The sequence below is a fragment of the Lacinutrix algicola genome, from assembly GCF_001418085.1.
Classification (GTDB): Bacteria; Bacteroidota; Bacteroidia; order Flavobacteriales; family Flavobacteriaceae; genus Lacinutrix; species Lacinutrix algicola.
On record NZ_LIQH01000036.1, the window covers coordinates 73,253 to 94,278 of the forward strand.

Below are 21,026 nucleotides of genomic sequence, written 5' to 3' on the forward strand. Positions count from 1 at the left end.
ACATTTGTGCAAAATATAAATTTCATGAAACGAATAACTACTTTTATTTTTTGTTTAGGCTTGTTTTGTCAAGCTCAAAATACAGTCGCTATTTCTGGAGTAATAACTTCCGAAGGAGAAACATTACCATATGCTAATGTTTATTTACAAGGCACAACCTTAGGAACAACAAGCGAAGAGGATGGTTCTTTCGAGATTAAAAATGTGCCTTCAGGAGAATATAAAATTATTGCTTCGTTTACAGGTTTTAACTCAAGAAAAAAAAGTATAATTGTTTCTAATGCTAATAGTATTGTTAATTTCGATTTACTAGAAAATCAAGCTTTAGGTGAAGTTGTAATAACAGGAACGTTAAAAGCGGTTAGTCGTTTAGAAAGTCCGGTGCCTGTTGAGGTGTATACACCTGCTTTCTTAAAAAAGAATCCAACGCCAAACATTTTCGAAGCACTTCAGAATGTAAACGGAGTAAGACCACAGCTAAATTGTAATGTTTGTAATACTGGAGATATTCATATTAATGGTTTAGAAGGGCCTTATACTTTGGTTTTAATCGACGGTATGCCTATAGTAAGTGGTTTATCTACTGTTTATGGTTTGTCAGGAATTCCAAATTCTTTAATCGAACAAATTGAAATTGTAAAAGGTCCTGCGTCATCACTTTACGGCAGTGAAGCTGTTGGTGGTTTAATAAATATAATTACAAAACTTCCAGAGCATGCGCCTATTGTTTTTGCAGATAGTTATGTTAGTGGTTGGGGAGAAGTAAATGCAGATATTGGTTTTAAAACAAAAGTTGGTGAAAAAGCGACACTTTTGTTTGGTACAAATTATTTTAAATATGATAATCCAATAGATAATAACAACGATAATTTTACAGACTTAACGCTGCAAGACCGTATTTCGGTATTTCAAAAATGGAGTTTTAGTAGAGAGAGTAAAAAGAAATTTTCTCTTGCAGGACGTTTTTTTTACGAAGACCGTTGGGGAGGAGAATTACAATGGAATAAAGGTTTTAGAGGTGGAGACGAAGTTTATGGTGAAAGTATTTATACCACACGATACGAGTTGCTTGGAGAGTACCAATTACCAGTAGAGGAAAACATGAATTTTCAGTTTTCATATTCAGATCATGACCAAAATTCGGTTTATGGTAATGTGCCTTATTTAGCACAGCAGCGTATAGGTTTCGGGCAGATAACTTGGGATAAACCTTTAAAAAATCATGATTTACTTTTTGGCGTTGCAGGACGCTATAATTATTATAACGACAATACTACAGCAACTGTAGAAGCAGATAATATTATAATTCCATCTGTTTTTGTGCAAGACGAAATTACCTTAACTAAAAAACAAAAAGTACTTTTAGGACTGCGTTATGATTACGATAAACGTCATGGTTCTATTGTAACGCCGCGAGTGGCATATCGTTATAAACCTACAAGCGATGATATTTTTAGAGTAAACGCAGGAACAGGGTTTAGAGTGGTTAACTTGTTTACCGAAGAGCATGCAGCCTTAACAGGTTCTCGTGATGTTATTGTAGAAGAGGAGTTAAAACCAGAGCAATCGTTTAATGTAAATGTTAATTACTTAAAAAAAATATACACTAAAAATGGAATGCAATTTACAATAGATGCTTCTGCTTGGTATACTTATTTTTCTAATGCTATTATTCCAGATTACGGCACCAATCCAAATCAAATTATTTACGATAACCTAGATGGTTTTTCAGAGTCAAAAGGTTTTAGTTTAAATGTTGATGCAGTTTTTGGTAGTGGAATATCAGGAGGTTTGGGTGTTACGGTTCAAGACGTTAATCAAACAGAAAATGATGTAAAAACTAGGTAAATATTAACAGAACGCTTTACAGGTACTTGGTCGTTTTCTTATAAAAATTATCCAACAAATTTAACGTTCGATTATACGGGAAATATTTATGGCCCAATGCGATTACCAACTTTAGGTGATTTAGATCCAAGACAAGAGTATTTGCCAACATGGAGTATTCAAAACATTCAAGCTACGTACGATGGTTTTAATAATTTTGAAATATATGGTGGTGTAAAAAATATTTTAAATTGGACACCAAATAATAATAATCCATTTATTATAGCAAGAGCAAATGATCCTTTTGATGAAGAGGTGCAGTTTGACAATCAAGGAAACGCACAAGTAACAGCTAATAATCCTTATGCGCTTACTTTTGATCCTTCGTATGTTTATGGACCAAACCAAGGGAGACGTGTTTTTCTTGGTCTGAGATATACTTTAAACTAATTGCATCATTTTTAGTACCTTCACAACAAATTTTTAGACTCATGAAAAAAAACATAATAATATTACTATTAGCCGTCATTACATTTGCTTGTAAAAACGATGTTAAAGAAGATACAGGTAAACTAAATGTGGTCACTACAACAACAATGATAACCGATTTGGTTAATAACATTGGTGGCGATTTAGTAAATACACAAGGTTTAATGGGAAGTGGAGTAGATCCGCATTTATTTAAAGCAAGTGAAGGTGATGTGTCTAAATTAGTAAATGCAGATGTTATCTTTTATAATGGCTTACATTTAGAAGGAAAGCTGGTTGAGGTTTTCGAGAAAATGGGAAGCAAAACTACAAATACAATAGAGCTTGGTGCAGCTTTAGATAAGTCTCAATTAATAGGTTCGGAATATTTTGCTTCAAATTACGATCCGCATGTGTGGTTTAATATTGCTTTTTTTAAGCAATTTGCTAAAAAAGTTACTGCGGTTTTATCTGAAAAAGATCCTAAAAATGCTGCTACTTTTTTAGAAAATGAAACACTATTTCTTAAAAAATTAGAAACGTTAGAAGAAAAGGTTTTAACAACTATAGAAACACTTCCAAAAGAAAAAAGAATACTTGTTACTGCGCATGATGCTTTTAATTACTTTGGGAAAAATTACGGTTTTAATGTTGTCGGTCTTCAAGGTATAAGTACAGCTACAGAAGCCGGAGTACAAGATGTTCAAAAATTAGCTACCTTTATAATAGAAAATAAGGTAAAAGCTATTTTTGTAGAAAGTTCTGTGCCAAAACGTACTATTGAAGCATTGCAAGCAGCTGTTAAATCTAAAGACCACGAAGTTGTTATTGGAGGTACTTTGTATTCTGATGCGCTTGGTAGTGCAGGAACTGTAGAAGGAACTTATATAGGAATGTTTGAGTATAATGTGAATACAATTGTAAATGCCTTGAAATAAATTAATGAAAATAATTTTTAAATTACTAGTTTGTATTGTTTCTATGTTTGCCTATTCACAAGAATATACTTGTGATGTAGATTCAAACATTTTAGATCTACATGAATTTGTAAATTTAAACTTAGATTCTATTCAGAAATATTCTAAGGTTAAAATAATTAAAGCTACAATTGAGTTTGATGCTGAAGGTGGGAATACAATAGATTCTGTTTCTTATTTAGGTTTTTCAGATTTGAAAATAAATGAGAGTAGCTTATCTTTAGAAGTCAAGATTTGGAGAAAGTTAGATTTATATATAAGGCAACAATATAGATTTTGTCCTAATTTAAATATGGATAATGAAGATTCTCATATTAGTAATATTGAGTTTTACTTTACCGTAGATAAAAGCGAGTTGCCAAATGCTATAGCTAGTATAAAAAAGAATTATAAAGGAACAAATGAGTATTATAGAAACGAAATCAAAGAGGTTTTCAAAGACAGTCGTTATAAATTAAAAGTAAAGGAGTTTTTTATTAATAGAGATAATAAAGGCTTCAGTTTAGACAGTCAGCTAGATTTTTACAATTCTAAAGTATTAGAAATAGCTCCAAATTATTTCGTTCTATTCAAGATAATTATTACTTCAGAAGACGGAATACTAAGTCAATATTTAGATTATAAATTATATAAAGCAGGAGCAAACTTCTCTAATTTAATATATAAAGACTCTGTATCTGTTAATGAATCTAACTTAGCAATACTAGAGTACGGAATGAGGAATAAGAATGCTAAAGAAAGATTTCAAATTGAGATTAATTTTGAATAACATGAGTAAACAAATAGCAGTTAAGGTAGACGATTTAACAGTAGCTTACAACTATAAACCTGTACTTTGGGATATTGATTTAGAAATTCCGGAAGGTGTTTTAATGGCTATTGTTGGACCAAATGGTGCTGGAAAATCAACCCTTATAAAGTCTATTTTAGGTATTTTAAAACCTATTGCAGGTAGTGTTACTATTTATGGTAAACCATACCAAAAACAGAGGCAATTAGTTGCATACGTACCACAAAAAGGAAGTGTTGATTGGGACTTCCCAACTACAGCCTTAGACGTTGTTATGATGGGAACGTATGGAAGTTTGGGGTGGATTAAAAGACCAAGACAAAAAGAAAAAAAAGCAGCTTTAGAAGCTTTGGAAAAAGTTGGAATGTTAGCCTTTAAAAATAGACAAATTAATCAGTTGTCTGGTGGACAACAACAGCGTATATTTTTAGCACGTGCTTTAGTGCAAAATGCATCTATTTATTTTATGGATGAGCCATTTCAAGGTGTTGATGCAACAACAGAAATTGCTATTATTAATATTTTAAAAGAATTAAGGAAAGCAGGTAAAACCGTAATTGTTGTACATCACGATTTACAAACGGTTCCTGAATATTTTGATTGGGTAACGTTTTTAAATGTAAAGAAAATTGCTACAGGTCCAGTTAAAGACATTTTTAATGATGATAATTTAACAAAAACCTATGGTATTAATTTTAAAGTAAGTGTTCAAGAATAATGGATATCCAAGAATATTTTTCATTAGTCTTTAGTGACTATACACTAAGAACCATCACACTAGGAACTGCAATTTTAGGAGCAGTAACAGGAATGCTTGGTAGTTTTGCAGTGCTTAGAAAACAAAGTTTACTTGGTGATGCTATTTCGCATGCCGCTTTACCAGGAATTGCAATCGCTTTTTTAATTACTGGAGCAAAAGATTCTAATACATTGCTTTTAGGTGCTTTGGTTAGTGGCTTAGTTGGTACGTTTTGGATTAGAAGTATCGTTAAAAAAACACATTTAAAAAGTGACACCGCTTTAGGTTTAATTTTATCTCTATTTTTTGGTTTTGGTATGTTATTATTAACGTTTATACAAAAACAACCTAATGCTAATCAAGCTGGTTTAGATAAATATCTTTTTGGACAAGCAGCTACTTTAGTAGAAAGCGATGTTTGGTTAATGGCTATAGTTACTGGCTTGTGTTTGTTTGTTTTGTTATTGTTTTGGAAAGAATTTAAACTTTTATTATTTGATGCAGATTACACTAAAACATTAGGTTTCAATACTAAATTTATAGATATATTAATTACTAGTTTTATTGTATTAGCCATTGTTTTAGGTTTGCAAACTGTTGGTGTAGTTTTAATGAGTGCTATGCTTTTAGCACCTGCTGCTGCGGCAAGACAATGGACAAATAGTTTGGCAACAATGGTGTTTTTGGCTGCTATTTTTGGAGCTTTTTCTGGTGTTTTTGGAACAGCAATTAGTGCAAGCCAAACCAATTTATCTACAGGACCAGTAATTGTGTTGGTAGCTTCGGTTTTTGTATTGTTTTCTTTTGTGTTTTCACCAAGTCGTGGATTGCTATTTAAGCAAATACGATTTATTAAAAACAGACGCGATTTAGAGTTACATAAAACGTTAGCCTTTATGCATCATATTGCAGAAACACATGAGAATGTTTCGCATCCTCATGCTATTAAATTATTAAATAGCTTTCAAGGTTATACGCGTAAAACACTTCAGAAATTAGTTGAAATGGATTATGTAGAACTAGAAGGAAATATGTGGAGTTTAACCAAAGTTGGTTTTGAAACTGCCGAAAATTTATATACTAAACAATCTACAGAAGATGAATAACGCTCAAATAGAAATACAGCTTATTGCGAGTTTAGTGGCCATTGCCTGCGCTATTCCTGGTACATTTTTGGTGTTACGTAAAATGGCGATGATAAGCGATGCTATAAGTCATTCGATACTTCCGGGTATTGTTATTGGTTTTTTTATAACACAAGATCTTAATTCGCCTTTATTAATTTTATTTGCTGCTTTTACTGGTATTATTACAGTTGTTTTGGTAGAGTATATTCAAAAAACAGGATTGGTTAAAGAAGATACTGCTATTGGTTTAGTGTTTCCTGCACTGTTTAGTATTGGTGTTATTTTAATTGCCAAAAATGCCAATGATGTGCATTTAGATGTTGATGCAGTGCTTTTGGGAGAATTGGCTTTTGCACCTTTTGATAGGTTATTAATTTCTGGAGTAGATGTTGGACCAAAAGCGTTATGGATTATTGGTGTTATTTTGTGTATTACGGTTGCGCTTCTTATTGCTTTTTTTAAGGAATTAAAAGTAAGTACGTTTGATGCTGGTTTAGCTGCTTCTTTAGGGTTTTCTCCTGCAATTATTCATTATGGGCTTATGAGTGTAGCTTCGGTGACAACTGTTGGTGCTTTTGATGCCGTAGGTGCTATTTTAGTAGTCGCTCTTATGATTGCACCTGCTGCTGCTGCCTATTTGTTAACTACCGATTTAAAGAAGATGTTAGGGCTCGCTATCACTTTTGGCGTTATGAGTGCTATTTCTGGTTATTGGTTTGCGCATTGGTTAGACGCTTCTATTGCTGGTTCTATTACTACTATGTTAGGTTTATTGTTTTTGCTCGTGTATTTGTTTGCACCAAGTAAAGGTATAATTGCTGTTATGTATCGCGAAAAGCAACAACGTACTGAGGTGTCTTTATTAACGTTTTTACTGCATTTAAAAAACCATAATGAGTTAGAAGAAAGACATGTTAATCATTTACGAGAACATATTAATTGGCAAAAAGTACGTGCCAAAACTGTTTTGGAATTAGCACTTAAGAATAATATGATTGTTGTGGATAAAAATATTGTTTCACTTACCAAAAAAGGTGATACGTTTACCTCTAAAGCGATTGATTATATTATTACCAATGAAGATACCCAGATTGAAGACATGAAAGATGACTTCTTTTTGTTTAGAGGTTAATTAATGCTTTTACAAATAAAAAACCAGCTACAAAATTGTAACTGGTTCTAATTTATATTTACTGTCCTTGGTCTGCGTTAGCGATTGAAGCATTGTTGAAGCTCCTCGCAGAGAGCGACTGCGGAAAGCGCGACCTTTAGGTAACGCCCAAATTATTTTTATTTATCCGAATAAATACTGTATTACTGCGACTGTAAATTGCTTACTAAATTTCCGTAACTCTTAATGTGTTTACCATTCCTTTTTCTTGAATTGGCATGGCTGCAAGACTAATAAGCATGTCTCCTTTTTCAAGGTAGCCCATGTCTTGAGCTAATTTATTTACATCTTCTATCGTTTCGTCTGTACTTACAAACTTATCGTAATAGAATGCTGTAACTCCCCAAAGTAGGTTAAGTTGCGTTAAAATTCGCCTGTTAGATGTGAATACTAATATATGAGATTTTGGTCTCCAAGCCGAAATTTGAAAGGCTGTATAACCACTATTTGTTAGTGTTGATATGGCTTTTGCATTGATATCGTTTGCCATATGCGCTGCATGATAACAAATAGATTTCGTGATGTAACGTTTTGTACGAATATGTGGAGGCTCTCCGGGTACGTTAATTAAATCACTATTTTCAACGCTGCGAATAATGTTTGCCATTTGCTTAATAACTTGTACTGGGTATTTACCAACACTTGTTTCTCCAGATAACATTACTGCATCAGCACCATCCATTACAGAGTTTGCAACATCGTTAACTTCTGCACGCGTTGGCGTAAGGCTATCGATCATTGTTTCCATCATTTGTGTAGCAATAATTACTGGTATTCTTGCTTTTTTAGCACGTAATACTAATTGCTTTTGTACTAATGGTACTTCCTCTGCTGGAATTTCTACTCCTAAATCTCCACGAGCTACCATTAGACCATCGCAATAAGCAACAATTTTATCGATGTTTGCAACACCTTCTGGTTTTTCAATTTTAGCAATAATTGGAATTTTATGTTCACTATGCTTTTTAATAAGCTCTTGTAGTATCATTAAATCTTCGGCATGACGCACGAATGATAATGCTAACCAATCTACTTTTAATTCGCAAGCAAATTTAGCATCTTCAATATCCTTTTCTGTTAGAGCAGGTTGAGAGATGTTTGTGTTTGGAAGGTTTACACCTTTTTTAGACCGTAATGGACCACCTTGTATAACTTTAGCCTTTACTTCTGATACTTTATCTGAAGAAATAACTTCGAAAATTAATTTTCCATCGTCTAAAAGAATACGTTCTCCTGCTTTTGCATCTTGAGGAAACTTGTCGTAAGTCATGTAAACACGTTCTTTCGTGCCTTCAAAACGTTCTCCAGTTGCGAAAATAATTTCATCTCCTGGTTGTACGTATACTTCGCCTTTCATTACACCAACGCGTAATTTAGGACCTTGTAAATCTGCTAAAATAGAAGCGTTGTAACCAAATTCATCATTAAGTTCACGTATCATTTGTACGCGTTCTTTTACATCATCATAATCTGCATGCGAGAAGTTTATTCTAAAAACGTTAGCACCTTCGTCTAACATACCTTTTAAAACTTCTTTGCTACTTGTCGCAGGACCTAAGGTCGCTACTATTTTGGTTTTCTTTCTTAACATTAGTTGAATATTAGTTGATCTTTAGATTTTAAGCTTTCAGGAGTTATACTGTAAGCTGTAATAACTTGATCTATTTTTAGTATTTTTTCTAAAATGAGTTTTTCTTTTTTAGAATTAAACTCATTATTAATCTTTAACAAGTAATTGGCCTTGCTAAACTCTGGCACCAAATGGTGTGTTTTTGTTACAGTTGGATTAAAACTAAATAGTGAATCGGTATTGTTATCCGTTTGGCTTGTAGTTACTTTACAAGTGTTAGATACTAAATTCCAAGTTTTAAATTGTGTATCGTCCTGCCATTCAAAAATAGAAAAAGCTGTTTTATTATTGTTGTTATCGATATCATTGTCTTGCCTTACTAGCTTCAATTCTAAAGCTTTATTAAGTAAGTAAGCTAAGCGATAATCTTCAATAGTGCAATGAATACCAATAAGCGAGAAGTCTTCCTCTTCTAAAAAATCATCTAAAACGAGTTTTTTAATTGCCATATTGATACTAATTTTTTCTTTGACAGAAATGTAAATATAGTATTTAAAATGGTTTGAAGTGGCTAATTTTAGTGAATCTTAACAAGAACATAACACGAAAACGTTATAGTTCACTTTTAATTTATTTTGAAGTAAGAAAAGTAACAATAACTTATGAAAAAGCTTTCGAAATTTGATTTTGAAACACAAAAAAAGCGCGTTTTGATGCTTTTTCTTCTGCTTTCTTTTTAGAAGTTGCTCTACCTTTTGATACTATTTTATCGTCTATAGATAGTTTTACAGAAAAATGACGAATATTATCGTTGCCAGTATCTTCGTAAACATTATAATCGAACGTCTTTTTTTCTTTTTGGCACCATTCAATCAATAATGATTTATAACTAATAACCTTTCCTTCAAGCTGCTCTATATCTACAAAAGGTGTAATAACACGTTTGTAAATAAATTTCTCACAAGCTTTATAGTTACCATCTAAATAAATAGCACCTACTAAGGATTCGAATAAATTACCATGAATATTATCACCAAACTGCCCTTTTGGAATTTTACTTTCTACTAATTTGATAAGTTTTAAGTCACGACCAAGCTCATTTAAATGTTCTCTACTTACAATTTTAGAGCGCATTTTTGTTAGATAACCTTCGTCACCACTAGGCACTTCAATATACAAGTGATGCGCTATTACAGAACTTAGCATAGCATCGCCTAAAAACTCCAAGCGTTCATAATTTATAATATGACCATTCTCGTTTTTAATATTCATAGAACGATGTGTAAACGCTGTTTTAAAGTGTTTAATCGTTTTAGGTTTGTAGCCTATAATCTCTGAAATGGTTGTAAAGAATTCTCCTTTTTCTTTTTTAGATTTTGAGAATATGTTTCGAATTCTTTTCATTAAAGCTTTAATCTAACTTTTTAAATAATACACAAGCATTATGTCCGCCAAAACCAAAGGTGTTACTCATCGCGACTTTAATTTCGCGTTTCTGAGGATGGTTAAGCGTTAAGTTTAAACTAGGATCTATTCTTTCGTCAACAACTGTATGGTTAATTGTTGGAGGCACGATACCATGTTCCATTGCTAAAATAGATGCAATAGACTCAATAGCACCAGCTGCACCTAATAAGTGACCAGTCATTGATTTTGTAGAATTTATATTGATGTTTTTAGCGTGATCACCAAAAACTTCAGTAATAGCTTTAAGTTCTGCAACATCACCAAGCGGTGTAGATGTTCCATGTGTATTAATGTGGTCTACATCTTCAGGTTTTAAACCAGCGTTTTCTAAACAGTTTTTCATAACTGCAATAACACCTATTCCTTCTGGATGTGGAGCTGTCATGTGGTAAGCATCACTAGACATACCGCCACCTAATACTTCAGCGTAAATTTTTGCGCCTCTTGCTTTTGCATGTTCGTATTCTTCAAGAATAATTGCTCCAGCACCTTCACCTAAAACAAAACCATCTCTAGTTCCATCAAAAGGTCTTGAAGCTGTTTCTGGGCTTTCATTTCTTGTTGATAATGCATGCATAGCATTAAATCCGCCCATTCCTGCAATAGTTACAGCGGCTTCACTACCACCTGTAACAATAACATCGCAATGTCCTAAACGAATATAATTTAAAGCATCTATCATTGCGTTAGCAGATGATGCGCAAGCAGATACAGTTGTGTAGTTAGGTCCCATAAATCCATTTTTAATAGATATGTTTCCTGGTGCAATATCTGCAATCATTTTTGGGATAAAGAAAGGATTAAATCTTGGTGTACCATCTCCAGCGGCAAAGTTTAATACTTCGTTCTGGAACGTTTCCAATCCTCCAATTCCTGCTCCCCAAATAACACCAACTCTTAATTTGTTGATGGTATCTAAATTTAGGTTTGAGTCCGCAATAGCCTCATCAGATGCGACCATTGCGTACTGCGTAAACCTGTCCATTTTTCGCGCCTCTTTTCTATCTAGAAAATCGGTTGCGACAAAGTTTTTTAACTCACAAGCGAATTTTGTTTTAAACTTTTCAGTATCAAAATACGTTATAGGCGCAGCACCACTTTTACCTTTAAGTAGGGCATCCCAATATTCATCTTTGGTGTTTCCAATAGGTGTAAGTGCTCCTAGACCCGTAACTACAACTCGCTTTAGTTCCATAAATATTAGTGCTTATTTTGCAGCTTCAATGTATGATACAGCTTGACCAACTGTTGCTATGTTCTCTGCTTGATCGTCTGGAATTTGGATATCGAATTCTTTTTCGAATTCCATAATTAATTCAACTGTGTCTAATGAATCTGCTCCTAGGTCGTTCGTGAAGCTAGCTTCAGTTACAACTTCGTTTTCATCAACACCTAATTTGTCTACGATTATCGCTTTTACTCTTGATGCAATGTCTGACATAATTTTAATTTTTTTAGTTTTAATTAAGAGGCAAAAATAAAAAACTTTATTTTAAAACCGATCTTTCTATTAAAAAAGACTCCGAAAGTTAATAATTTATTTCGAGGAATTTCTGTTTTAGCCCGTAATTGTTAATAATTATTCTTTTTTTGTTTGAAGATTTAACATTGAATTCTAGAAAATGAAACGTGTAGTAATTTTTGCGTCCGGAAGCGGAAGTAATGCTGAAAATTTAATAAGGTTTTTTCAAAATAGCGACAATGCGTCTGTTATTCAAGTATTAACTAACAATCCGCGTGCCAAAGTTTTGGACCGCTGTAAAAAACTGAAAGTTAGCGCCTTATCTTTTAATAAAATAGCCTTTAGTGAAACCGAAGATGTGCTTAATATCCTAAAGTCTGCTAATCCAGACCTAATAGTTCTTGCGGGTTTTCTTTGGAAATTCCCAGAGAAGATCTTAAGACATTTTCCTAATAAAGTAATAAATGTACATCCAGCTTTGCTTCCAAAATTTGGAGGAAAAGGCATGTATGGAATGCATGTTCATGAAGCCGTTGTTCGAGAAAAAGAAATTGAAACGGGCATAACAATTCATTACGTAAATGAACATTATGATGAAGGTGCAATCATTTTTCAAGCAAAATGTAAGGTTTTAACTACGGATAATGCGGAGGATATCGCTAATAAGATTCATGAATTGGAAATGAAACATTTTCCTGAGGTTGTAAATAGTTTATTAATTTCAGAAAATAAATAAGATTTCCATTTTCACGGAAACGTAAGAGATGAGTAAAAAGAAAAAATATTATACCGTTTGGAAAGGACATAAAACTGGCGTTTTTAAATCCTGGAAAGATTGTAAAGTGCAAATTAAAAATTACGATGGTGCACAATACAAATCTTTTGCTACTGAAGATGCTGCTAATGAAGCTTTAAATGGAAACTATTTCGATTTTATAGGAAAAAACAAAAGTTTTAAGACAGAATTGTCTGCAGAGCAACTAAAAAAAATAGGTAAGCCTAATTATAATTCTATTGCTGTAGATGCTGCTTCAAGTGGAAATCCAGGAATTATGGAATACCGTGGTGTCGACACAAAATCTAAAAAACAACTCTTTATTCAGGGTCCTTTTGCGCAAGGCACAAATAATATTGGTGAGTTTTTAGCTTTGGTTCATGGTTTAAGTTTTCTTAAAAAACACGATAGTGATCGTATTTTATATACAGATTCTAGAACAGCTATGAGCTGGGTGCGTAAAAAAACATGCAATTCTAAATTGCAGCGTACTGCGAAAAATAAACCTGTTTACGATCTCGTTGATAGAGCTGTGATTTGGCTAAAAGAGAATGAATATAAAACTACCATTGTAAAATGGGAAACTAAAGCTTGGGGAGAAATACCTGCAGATTTTGGGAGAAAGTAGTTTAGTTAAGCCAAATTTTAAAGTCTTTTGCTCTTTCTCTACTCACTATAATTATAGTTTCGTTGTAGTTTTTTAATTCAATTTTAAATCTACTGTTTGTGTGCGTAGTTACATTCTCTATCGATTCCTTGTTGATAATAAACTTTCTATTGACTTTAAAAAACTGATTGCTATTTAATTTTGTTTCTAAGCTAGAAAGCGCATCGTTTATTATATAATTAGAATTCTCGCTCCTTAAGTAAGTGGTATTGTCTTCACTGTAAAAGCAATCAATAGTTTTAGTTTTTAATATTTTAATTTTCTTTCCTATTCTTACAGCAAATTCTGTTTTGTAAACCTGAAGGTTTTCGTTTTCAATAACCTCTTTTAAAGTCATTAATTCTTTTTCGTTTTTATAGAATGTATTAGCTTTTATTATTGACTTTTCAAGTTCATTTTTATTAATAGGTTTTAATAAATAGGAAATACTATTGTAATCGAAAGCTTTTATACTGTATTCGCTAAATGCTGTTGTAAAAACAATTGGACTCGTAATTTTAACCTGTTTAAAAATTTCAAAACATAAACCATCAGCTAAATGAATATCTAGAAACAATATATCTGGATGTTTATTATTTTGAAACCATTGTATTGCAGATTTTACCGAAACTAAACTAGCCACAATTTCATAATTAAAAGTATTTAGCATGCGTTCAAGTCTTCTGCTTGAAGCTAATTCATCTTCTATAATTACTACTTTCATTACGCTTCTGGTTTTAATAATGGTAATTTTATTGTGAATTGATTATCGGTTTTAATAATAATCACTTTTTCATCTGTAAAGTAAGCGTATCTGTTTTTAATGTTTTCTAATCCTGTAGGTTTGGAGGTTTCAATTGATATTTTTGGATGTAAAGTATTTGAAACTGTTAGAAAATTTTTTTCGATAAACAGCGTTATGGTTACTAGTTTTTCCTCACTTAGTTCGTTATGTTTTACAACATTTTCGAACACTTGTTGTAAAGCCATTGGTAGCATATAATACGATTTGGTTTCTTTTACATTAGAATTGAATATTAAAGCATTTTCGAAACGTACTTTTAACAACGCAATGTATTTGTTTGCAAAAGCTAGTTCGTCTTTTAAAGTTACTAAATCTTGAGTCTCTTGGTCCAAAAAATAACGATACACTTTAGATAAGTCTTCTGAGAATTTCACTGCTTTTTCTTGGTCTTCTTCAATTAAGCCTGTTAAAACACTAATATTATTAAATAGAAAATGCGGACTTATTTGCGATTTTAACTGTTGATATTTTAATGAAGCTTCAACACCTATTTGTTTAAGGACTTGTTTCTCTTGTTTGTTGATTAGATAGATGAAATAGGTGTGAATTGAAACAGTAATAACTAAAGGAAAAGGAATAGAAAGGGCTACAGAAAGTAGAAAACTTGTTTCAAAAATTCTAAATCCTAGAAATACAGTTGGAAATAAAATCAGATTTGCAAAATATACTATTACTATAGCTATAATTTTTTTTGACTTAAAAAAACCTTTATAAACGTAAAAAAAGGAGAAACAAGTAATTGAAGAAGTTATAAGATAAAAAAATATTGTTTTTGTTAATTGTCCATCTGCATATTTCGGCGGATTATTAGACATTAAAGGAATGCCAATAAGTATAAATATTGTTACAAGAATGATAATAATTAGGATTATTACAGAGCTAATACTTAGCTTTTTAATTTTCTTCGATTTTGTTTCGCTTTTACCTATATAAATAATCAAAATATTTAATAAAAGCATAATTACAGATCCTACAGCGTTATTTAAAGCAAGACCTGCTGCTCCATGATAAGAAGTTTTGTCATAAGGTATCATACTAAATCGTATTATTAAATAAACAGTTGCAAAACAAATTAATGTAGGAATTAAAAAATGTTTTATTCCTTTAAAACTTCTTTTCTATAAAACAGTATAGACAAGAAAGTTGGTATAAAGAAGAGGGCGATTGTTATTCTAGATATTTTTTTAAAATCTGTAATTGTAGATTCTAAGCCTGCATTACTAACAGCAGCCAAAAAACCAATTCCATTAATTACAACAGTTACAATCAACGCATAAACAAAAGCTTTTTTTAATTTTTTCATATCAAGTTTTATTAATTCAAAGCAAACATCTAAGATTTAAAGCTTCAAAAAAAATAAAGAATAGCGAACTGTTCTTTTTTGTAAGTGAATTGCTAATATCTGTAAAATAACTTAATAGATTTCAATTTTATTCCGAAAGGAAAATCAAAAAAATGCGACTAAAAAACCTATATTTGCACTTTAATTTTTAAGAACGCTTTATGAGCAAATTAGTAATAGTAGGTACAGTAGCTTTTGATGCTATTGAAACACCATTTGGTAAAACAGATAAAATTCTTGGAGGAGCAGCAACTTATATTGGTTTGTCTGCATCAAACTTTGATAACGTAGATTCTGCTGCAGTTTCTGTAGTAGGTGGCGATTTTCCGAAGGAATATTTAGACCTTTTAACCGATAGAAAAATAGATATTGAAGGTATAGAAATTGTAAAAGATGGTAAAACTTTCTTTTGGAGTGGAAAATACCATAACGATATGAATACTCGAGATACATTAGCAACAGAGCTAAATGTATTAGAGCATTTTACACCTGTTGTTCCAGAAGCATATAAGGACGCAGATATTGTAATGCTTGGGAATTTACATCCATTAACACAGCAAAGTGTTTTAGATCAAATGTCTAAAAAACCTAAATTGGCTATTTTAGATACCATGAATTTCTGGATGGATATTGCTATGGACGATTTAAAAGCAGTATTAAAAAACGTAGATGTTATTACCATTAACGATGAAGAAGCTCGCCAATTATCTGGTGAATATTCTTTAGTGAATGCTGCAAAGAAAATTCATGAAATGGGACCACAGTATGTAGTTATTAAAAAAGGAGAGCATGGCGCTTTACTATTTAATAACGGAGATATGTTTTATGCACCAGCTCTACCTTTAGCAGAAGTTTTTGATCCAACAGGAGCAGGAGATACATTTGCAGGTGGTTTTTCTGGATATCTTGCTAAAACAGGAAACATCTCTTTCGAGAACATGAAAAATGCAGTAATATACGGTTCTGCTCTTGCATCCTTTTGCGTAGAGAAGTTTGGTACAGAACGTATGCTAACTTTAACAGATGCAGAAATCTTCGAGCGCTTACAGCAATTCAAGGATTTAACACAATTCGAAATAGAATTAAAATAAAATAAAAAACGCGCTCAAAACTGAGTGCGTTTTTTATTTCATATAATTTAATAAACATTATTTTTTACAATATTTTTGTAAATTAACATACAACTCTCAACAACACAACACAACAACAATGAGTGATGCTTTAAAACACGAGTGCGGAATTGCACATATTAGGCTTTTAAAACCATTAGAATTTTATAAAGAAAAATACGGAAGCGCTTTTTACGGAGTGAATAAGATGTATTTGCTAATGGAAAAACAGCACAATCGTGGACAAGATGGTGCAGGATTTGCCAGTATTAAATTAGATACAAAACCAGGCGAACGTTATATAAGTAGAGTGCGCTCTATCGAGCAGCAACCAATTCAAGATATTTTTGCTCAAATTAATGAGCGTATTAATAATGAATTAGAAGCGCATCCAGAGTATAGTGATGATGTCGCTTTACAAAAACAAAACATACCATACATTGGCGAAGTACTTTTAGGTCATGTGCGTTATGGTACTTTTGGAAAAAATAGCGTAGAAAGTGTACATCCGTTTTTACGTCAAAATAACTGGCAACATAGAAATCTAATTCTAGCAGGTAACTTTAACATGACAAATGTAAAAGAGTTATTTAGTAGTTTGGTAGAACTTGGTCAACATCCAAAAGAATACACAGATACTATAACCATTATGGAGAAAATAGGACATTTTCTTGATGATGCTGTTAGTAAAATTTACAAGACACTTAAAAAAGAAGGTTATAAAAAAAGTGAATGTTCTCCATTAATTGCAGAGCGCTTAAATGTTGCAAAAATACTTAAGAGGGCTGCTAAAAATTGGGATGGAGGTTATGCAATGGCAGGAATGTTAGGGCATGGTGATAGTTTTGTTTTAAGAGATCCTTCTGGTATTCGTCCAGCTTATTATTATAAGGATGATGAGGTTGTTGTTGTTGCTTCAGAGCGACCAGTTATTCAAACTGTATTCAATGTAGAGTTTGATGATGTAAAGGAGTTAGATCCTGGACATGCCATTATTACTAAAAAATCAGGAGAAGTTTCTATTAAGAAAATTTTAGAGCCTTTAGAGCGTAAAGCGTGTTCTTTTGAACGTGTATATTTTTCTCGTGGTAGTGATGCAGAAATATACCAAGAGCGTAAAATGCTTGGAAGGTTGTTAATGCCAGAGGTATTAAAAGCAATTGGAAACGATACAGCAAACTCTGTGTTTTCGTATATTCCAAATACAGCTGAAACATCTTTTTATGGAATGATTGAAACTGTAGAAGAATACCTTAACGAGCGTAAAACTCAAGCGATTCTAAAAGGTGATGGAAAGCTAGCAAAACAGCAGGTTATCGATATTTTAAAAGAAAGACCACGTATAGAGAAAATAGCAATTAAGGATGTTAAGTTAAGAACGTTTATTACTGAAGATAGTAGTAGGGACGATTTAGTAGCACACGTTTATGATGTTACTTATGGTGTAATTAAGCCAACAGATAATCTTGTTATTATTGATGATAGTATTGTTCGTGGTACAACATTAAAGAAGAGTATTATTAAAATGATGGATAGATTACATCCTAAAAAAATAGTAGTAGTTTCTTCTGCACCACAAATTCGTTTTCCAGATTGCTATGGTATTGATATGGCTAACTTGGAAACGTTGGTAGCTTTTAATGCGGCTTTAGAGTTGTTGAAGGATAATGATAAATACGATTTAGTAGAAGAAGTTTATCATAAGTGTATAGCACAAGTAGATTTACCAGATAAGGATGTTAAGAATTTTGTAAATGAAATTTATAATCAATTTACACCAGAGGAAATTTCGGCTAAAATATCTCAATTATTAAGTGATGAGTCTGTAAATGCTGAAGTAGAAATTATTTTCCAATCTGTAGAAAATTTACATAAGGCTTGTCCTAAAAATTTAGGAGACTGGTATTTTACGGGAGATTATCCAACAGTAGGAGGTAATCGAGTGGTAAATAGAGCCTTTATTAACTTTTTCGAAGGAAACAAAGAGCGTGCCTATTAAAGGATTATTTCGCTTTAACTAACTTTAGTACTTTTAGTCTAAAAGATTACTTAGGTAACTATTTTTAGTATACATTTATAATACCATAACATAAGTAGGTTAAGTTCATGGTAGATTTGGGGCAAAAAAGGTGAACTCTCGTTCACCTTTTTTCATGTCTTATTGTTTGATAGATTATATCTTGCTGATAATCAATTTATTCAGAGTATTCAGTTAGGTGTTATTCATCAGGTATATTTACCATTTGTCTAAAAAAATAATTTTATTACAAACACTTCGCTATATTTGAGCTTACCATAACATAAGTAGGTTAAGTTCATGGTAGATTTGGGGCAAAAAAGGTGAACTCTCGTTCACCTTTTTTATTTGTAAAAAATTGAGATTTCTAAATGTTTTAGTAATGCACTTGGGATTATTAAAAAAGCTGCTCATGGCATAGAACAGCTTTTAAATAATTATTGATGCTTAATTATAATTGAGATACTAGATATAAGTTTAACCAACTAAATAACTTAAAAACTAAAATTTATAACTGATACCAGTATATACACCAATAATATATGGTTTAAAATTTCCTGAGGTTTCATTATAAGCATTAATTTGATACTTAAAAGTAGGAGTAAAACTAAACTTGACAGTATTGTTAAATTTATAATCTATTCCTATTCCAGCATTTGCACTAAAGCTTACGTTGTTAATATTATTTGCTTCACCAATTTTAGTTTTTCTTCCTTCTACTTCTGTTACAACTTCATTATCATTTAAAAAGAAGGTGCTAAAACCACCAATTAAGTTTAAGCCAAAACGTTTTCTTGCAACTGTGTACTCAAGTTCTAATGGTACCTCTACATAGCTTAAACGTTGACTTAGTGCTGCATTTAAGTTGTTGTTAATAACACCACTAATTTGTTGTACAGAAAAACTATTTGTGCTTAATACAGATATATTTTGGCCATTACTAGTTGGTGCAAAATTAATGTTACGCAAAGGAGAACTATTGGGAGTAGTACTAACATTCTCGTAAATAATTACGTTTGCGGTATCATAACTTAAGTTTAATTTATTAATACCAGAACGTATTTTTAATTTGTTGTTTAGAGCATAACCAACATTAATACCATAACTAGTATTAATTTCTCCATTTTTAGGGTTGTCGATAAATTGATCATGAATGTGAGAACCTTTGCCAAGAGTATTGTAGTAAACAGGTGCGATATTTGCGTTTACAGACCACCTGTTTACATTTTCTTTTTCCTCTTCATCAAGAGCTTCATTCTTGGCAAGAGCCTCTTCGATAGTGTTAGACGTGTTTGCGCTGTCTGAGTCTACCATTTTTTCTTTTTCCTTTTCACTATCTGTTGACGCAACTGTTGTATTAGACGTTGCAATATTATTTTCTAAACCATCTAATGCTTTAGTGTTTATTTCATTTTTATTATCAGCTACACGGGTATTATTTGTAGTCGTATTCTTCGAATTATTACTGTTTACAACAATGTTTTTTGTAGCTGTATTGCTGTTATTAAAATTAGTTTTATTAATGTTATAAGTAGTGTTGTTCTTATTCTTTAGAGTGTTATTTTGTGTATACTCCTGCGTATTGCTCAAAGAGTTTTTAATATTTTCTTTTTCTGAATTATCAGCAATGTTATTCCTATTATTGTTGGCGTTATTTTTATTTGCTAGAGATGTGTTGTTACTTTCTTTAGAATTGTTTTCAGTGTTATGCAATTGAGAACTTAGGTTGTTACTTCTCTCTTTATTTATTTTTGATGTATTATTATCTAAACTAATTTTGTTTGAGGTAACTACCGTATTGTTTTTTAATTTGTTTTCATTACTAACTTCATTATCTATGTTTTTCTTGTTTTTACTTGCAACAGATTTATTTGCAGTGGTTTTAACCTTGTGAAGGTTCTTTGTATTGTTGTTGGTGTCAATAACCGTTGTATTAGTGTTTTCTATGCTTTTGTTAGTAAACAGTAAGTTTCCAACTGCAAAGAGTAAAATTAATGCAGCAGCAGCAGCTCCTACAAGTCGTAACCAAATAGGAAATTTTGTTTTGGTTTCTTCTTTTGGTTGTTCTATTTTATTTTGAATATTATCCCAAACATTAGCATTTGGTTTAACTTCAAAATCCTTAAACTTTTCTTGAAAAAGTCTATCTATATGTTTTTTATCACTCATTTATAAAGATTGAGAATGTGACCTCGTTTTATACTCTGTTATTTTATCTTTTAAAATATGTCTAGCTCTAGCTAAGTTAGATTTAGACGTTCCGGTTGTTATTTTAAGCATTTCTGCTACATCTTGATGCGAATAACCATCCATTACATAAAGGTTGAATACTAGCCGATAACGGTCTGGTAATTCTTGAATAATTTGTAATAAATAATCTATCGAAATGTTATCTTCATCTTCAATTGTTATAGCCTCATCTTCAATTAAATCTTCGTTTACAATATCAAAAACACCTTGCGTTCTATAGCACTGTAGTGTTGTGTTTATAGTAACTCGTTTTAACCAACCTTCAAAAGAACCTTTGTTTTTATATTGTCCTATTTTTTTAAAAATAGTAATAAAAGCATCCTGTAAATTATCTTCAGCTTCAGCATAATTCCTTGAATACTTCAAGCATAAAGAAAATAATTTACTCGAAAAGAGTTTATATAATTCACTTTGTGCTTTAGCATCATTAATCTTACAATTATGTATGAGTTTGTCTAAGCTCAAAATTAATTACACGTTTTAA

General features: G+C 31.8%; 21 protein-coding genes. 11 read left to right on the forward strand and 10 right to left on the reverse strand.

Going from position 1 to position 21,026, the window contains the following annotated elements; genetic code table 11:
- Positions 1-24: 24 nt before the first annotated feature.
- The 7 genes from ASC41_RS08810 to ASC41_RS08835 all read left to right on the forward strand — a co-directional run bounded on the left by ASC41_RS08810 (position 25) and on the right by ASC41_RS08835 (position 7,060).
- The gene (locus tag ASC41_RS08810; RefSeq protein WP_152971448.1) at positions 25-1,848 is read left to right on the forward strand and encodes a TonB-dependent receptor domain-containing protein; all 1,824 of its coding nucleotides are present in this window, start codon (positions 25-27) and stop codon (positions 1,846-1,848) included.
- Between the two features lie 96 nt (positions 1,849-1,944).
- The gene (locus tag ASC41_RS17295) at positions 1,945-2,277 is read left to right on the forward strand and encodes a TonB-dependent receptor (RefSeq protein ID WP_152971449.1); all 333 of its coding nucleotides are present in this window, start codon (positions 1,945-1,947) and stop codon (positions 2,275-2,277) included.
- A gap of 41 nt (positions 2,278-2,318) precedes the next feature.
- Complete coding sequence (locus ASC41_RS08815) at positions 2,319-3,233, forward strand: metal ABC transporter solute-binding protein, Zn/Mn family (protein WP_055436273.1); 915 nt, start codon at positions 2,319-2,321, stop codon at positions 3,231-3,233.
- A gap of 4 nt (positions 3,234-3,237) precedes the next feature.
- Positions 3,238-4,041 carry a hypothetical protein gene (locus ASC41_RS08820; RefSeq protein WP_152971450.1) on the forward strand — a complete coding sequence of 268 codons (804 nt, stop codon included), beginning with the start codon at positions 3,238-3,240 and terminating at the stop codon, positions 4,039-4,041.
- Position 4,042: 1 nt separating this feature from the next.
- Positions 4,043-4,780 (forward strand): metal ABC transporter ATP-binding protein, encoded by a 738-nt coding sequence (locus ASC41_RS08825; protein WP_055436375.1) that lies wholly within the window; start codon positions 4,043-4,045, stop codon positions 4,778-4,780.
- On the forward strand, positions 4,780-5,907 hold the full coding sequence (locus tag ASC41_RS08830) for a metal ABC transporter permease (protein ID WP_055436275.1): 1,128 nt from the start codon (positions 4,780-4,782) through the stop codon (positions 5,905-5,907). Before ASC41_RS08825 ends, ASC41_RS08830 begins: the two co-directional genes overlap by 1 nt.
- Positions 5,900-7,060: a metal ABC transporter permease gene (locus tag ASC41_RS08835; RefSeq protein ID WP_055436276.1), complete on the forward strand. Its 1,161-nt coding sequence runs from the start codon at positions 5,900-5,902 to the stop codon at positions 7,058-7,060. Before ASC41_RS08830 ends, ASC41_RS08835 begins: the two co-directional genes overlap by 8 nt.
- Positions 7,061-7,265: 205 nt before the next feature.
- Here ASC41_RS08835 and pyk read toward each other — a convergent pair whose 3' ends face one another.
- From pyk to ASC41_RS08860, 5 genes are all read right to left on the reverse strand, one after another.
- Entirely contained in the window at positions 7,266-8,690 is a 1,425-nt protein-coding gene (pyk, locus tag ASC41_RS08840) for a pyruvate kinase (RefSeq protein ID WP_055436277.1), read from the reverse strand.
- Positions 8,690-9,178 carry an IPExxxVDY family protein gene (locus tag ASC41_RS08845; RefSeq protein WP_055436278.1) on the reverse strand — a complete coding sequence of 163 codons (489 nt, stop codon included), beginning with the start codon at positions 9,176-9,178 and terminating at the stop codon, positions 8,690-8,692. Before ASC41_RS08845 ends, pyk begins: the two co-directional genes overlap by 1 nt.
- 151 nt (positions 9,179-9,329) lie before the next feature.
- Complete coding sequence (gene rnc / locus ASC41_RS08850) at positions 9,330-10,073, reverse strand: ribonuclease III (protein ID WP_055436279.1); 744 nt, start codon at positions 10,071-10,073, stop codon at positions 9,330-9,332.
- A 7-nt stretch (positions 10,074-10,080) separates the two neighbouring features.
- Positions 10,081-11,331, reverse strand: coding sequence for a beta-ketoacyl-ACP synthase II (fabF, locus tag ASC41_RS08855; RefSeq protein ID WP_055436280.1), 1,251 nt, complete (start codon positions 11,329-11,331; stop codon positions 10,081-10,083).
- Positions 11,332-11,343: 12 nt separating this feature from the next.
- Positions 11,344-11,577 carry an acyl carrier protein gene (locus ASC41_RS08860; protein WP_013869581.1) on the reverse strand — a complete coding sequence of 78 codons (234 nt, stop codon included), beginning with the start codon at positions 11,575-11,577 and terminating at the stop codon, positions 11,344-11,346.
- 181 nt (positions 11,578-11,758) lie between these two features.
- Here ASC41_RS08860 and purN point away from each other — a divergent pair, with 181 nt between their 5' ends.
- Positions 11,759-12,334 (forward strand): phosphoribosylglycinamide formyltransferase, encoded by a 576-nt coding sequence (gene purN, locus ASC41_RS08865; protein WP_055436281.1) that lies wholly within the window; start codon positions 11,759-11,761, stop codon positions 12,332-12,334.
- A 28-nt stretch (positions 12,335-12,362) separates the two neighbouring features.
- Positions 12,363-13,001 (forward strand): ribonuclease H1 domain-containing protein, encoded by a 639-nt coding sequence (locus tag ASC41_RS08870; protein ID WP_055436282.1) that lies wholly within the window; start codon positions 12,363-12,365, stop codon positions 12,999-13,001.
- A 1-nt stretch (position 13,002) separates the two neighbouring features.
- On the opposite strand, the gene ASC41_RS08875 is transcribed toward ASC41_RS08870, so the two are convergent.
- The 3 genes from ASC41_RS08875 to ASC41_RS08885 all read right to left on the reverse strand — a co-directional run bounded on the left by ASC41_RS08875 (position 13,003) and on the right by ASC41_RS08885 (position 15,127).
- Positions 13,003-13,743: a LytR/AlgR family response regulator transcription factor gene (locus ASC41_RS08875; RefSeq protein WP_055436283.1), complete on the reverse strand. Its 741-nt coding sequence runs from the start codon at positions 13,741-13,743 to the stop codon at positions 13,003-13,005.
- Positions 13,743-14,858, reverse strand: a complete 1,116-nt coding sequence (locus ASC41_RS08880) for a sensor histidine kinase (RefSeq protein WP_055436284.1) — start codon at positions 14,856-14,858, stop codon at positions 13,743-13,745. The genes ASC41_RS08875 and ASC41_RS08880 overlap by 1 nt, the downstream gene beginning before the upstream one ends.
- 62 nt (positions 14,859-14,920) lie before the next feature.
- A complete protein-coding gene (locus ASC41_RS08885; protein WP_055436285.1) occupies positions 14,921-15,127 on the reverse strand; it encodes a hypothetical protein in 207 nt (68 codons plus the stop codon).
- A 200-nt stretch (positions 15,128-15,327) separates the two neighbouring features.
- Between ASC41_RS08885 and ASC41_RS08890 the strand changes: the two genes are divergently transcribed.
- Both ASC41_RS08890 and ASC41_RS08895 read left to right on the forward strand, forming a co-directional pair.
- Positions 15,328-16,257, forward strand: a complete 930-nt coding sequence (locus tag ASC41_RS08890; RefSeq protein ID WP_055436286.1) for a PfkB family carbohydrate kinase — start codon at positions 15,328-15,330, stop codon at positions 16,255-16,257.
- Between the two features lie 118 nt (positions 16,258-16,375).
- Positions 16,376-18,274, forward strand: coding sequence for an amidophosphoribosyltransferase (locus ASC41_RS08895; protein WP_055436287.1), 1,899 nt, complete (start codon positions 16,376-16,378; stop codon positions 18,272-18,274).
- Between the two features lie 519 nt (positions 18,275-18,793).
- Here ASC41_RS08895 and ASC41_RS08900 read toward each other — a convergent pair.
- The gene (locus ASC41_RS08900; RefSeq protein ID WP_055436288.1) at positions 18,794-20,461 is read right to left on the reverse strand and encodes a hypothetical protein; all 1,668 of its coding nucleotides are present in this window, start codon (positions 20,459-20,461) and stop codon (positions 18,794-18,796) included.
- Entirely contained in the window at positions 20,462-21,007 is a 546-nt protein-coding gene (locus ASC41_RS08905; protein ID WP_055436289.1) for an RNA polymerase sigma factor, read from the reverse strand.
- Between the last annotated feature and the right edge of the window lie 19 nt (positions 21,008-21,026).

Excerpts from the sequence above, each read along its gene's own strand:
- ASC41_RS08810 (WP_152971448.1), top strand. The coding sequence starts at position 25 with ATGAAACGAATAACTACTTTTATTTTTTGTTTAGGCTTGTTTTGTCAA.
- ASC41_RS17295 (WP_152971449.1), top strand. The coding sequence starts at position 1,945 with ATGCGATTACCAACTTTAGGTGATTTAGATCCAAGACAAGAGTATTTG.
- ASC41_RS08815 (WP_055436273.1), top strand. The coding sequence starts at position 2,319 with ATGAAAAAAAACATAATAATATTACTATTAGCCGTCATTACATTTGCT.
- ASC41_RS08820 (WP_152971450.1), top strand. The coding sequence starts at position 3,238 with ATGAAAATAATTTTTAAATTACTAGTTTGTATTGTTTCTATGTTTGCC.
- ASC41_RS08825 (WP_055436375.1), top strand. The coding sequence starts at position 4,043 with ATGAGTAAACAAATAGCAGTTAAGGTAGACGATTTAACAGTAGCTTAC.
- ASC41_RS08830 (WP_055436275.1), top strand. The coding sequence starts at position 4,780 with ATGGATATCCAAGAATATTTTTCATTAGTCTTTAGTGACTATACACTA.
- ASC41_RS08835 (WP_055436276.1), top strand. The coding sequence starts at position 5,900 with ATGAATAACGCTCAAATAGAAATACAGCTTATTGCGAGTTTAGTGGCC.
- pyk (WP_055436277.1), bottom strand. The coding sequence starts at position 8,690 with ATGTTAAGAAAGAAAACCAAAATAGTAGCGACCTTAGGTCCTGCGACA.
- ASC41_RS08845 (WP_055436278.1), bottom strand. The coding sequence starts at position 9,178 with ATGGCAATTAAAAAACTCGTTTTAGATGATTTTTTAGAAGAGGAAGAC.
- rnc (WP_055436279.1), bottom strand. The coding sequence starts at position 10,073 with ATGAAAAGAATTCGAAACATATTCTCAAAATCTAAAAAAGAAAAAGGA.
- fabF (WP_055436280.1), bottom strand. The coding sequence starts at position 11,331 with ATGGAACTAAAGCGAGTTGTAGTTACGGGTCTAGGAGCACTTACACCT.
- ASC41_RS08860 (WP_013869581.1), bottom strand. The coding sequence starts at position 11,577 with ATGTCAGACATTGCATCAAGAGTAAAAGCGATAATCGTAGACAAATTA.
- purN (WP_055436281.1), top strand. The coding sequence starts at position 11,759 with ATGAAACGTGTAGTAATTTTTGCGTCCGGAAGCGGAAGTAATGCTGAA.
- ASC41_RS08870 (WP_055436282.1), top strand. The coding sequence starts at position 12,363 with ATGAGTAAAAAGAAAAAATATTATACCGTTTGGAAAGGACATAAAACT.
- ASC41_RS08875 (WP_055436283.1), bottom strand. The coding sequence starts at position 13,743 with ATGAAAGTAGTAATTATAGAAGATGAATTAGCTTCAAGCAGAAGACTT.
- ASC41_RS08880 (WP_055436284.1), bottom strand. The coding sequence starts at position 14,858 with ATGATACCTTATGACAAAACTTCTTATCATGGAGCAGCAGGTCTTGCT.
- ASC41_RS08885 (WP_055436285.1), bottom strand. The coding sequence starts at position 15,127 with ATGAAAAAATTAAAAAAAGCTTTTGTTTATGCGTTGATTGTAACTGTT.
- ASC41_RS08890 (WP_055436286.1), top strand. The coding sequence starts at position 15,328 with ATGAGCAAATTAGTAATAGTAGGTACAGTAGCTTTTGATGCTATTGAA.
- ASC41_RS08895 (WP_055436287.1), top strand. The coding sequence starts at position 16,376 with ATGAGTGATGCTTTAAAACACGAGTGCGGAATTGCACATATTAGGCTT.
- ASC41_RS08900 (WP_055436288.1), bottom strand. The coding sequence starts at position 20,461 with ATGAGTGATAAAAAACATATAGATAGACTTTTTCAAGAAAAGTTTAAG.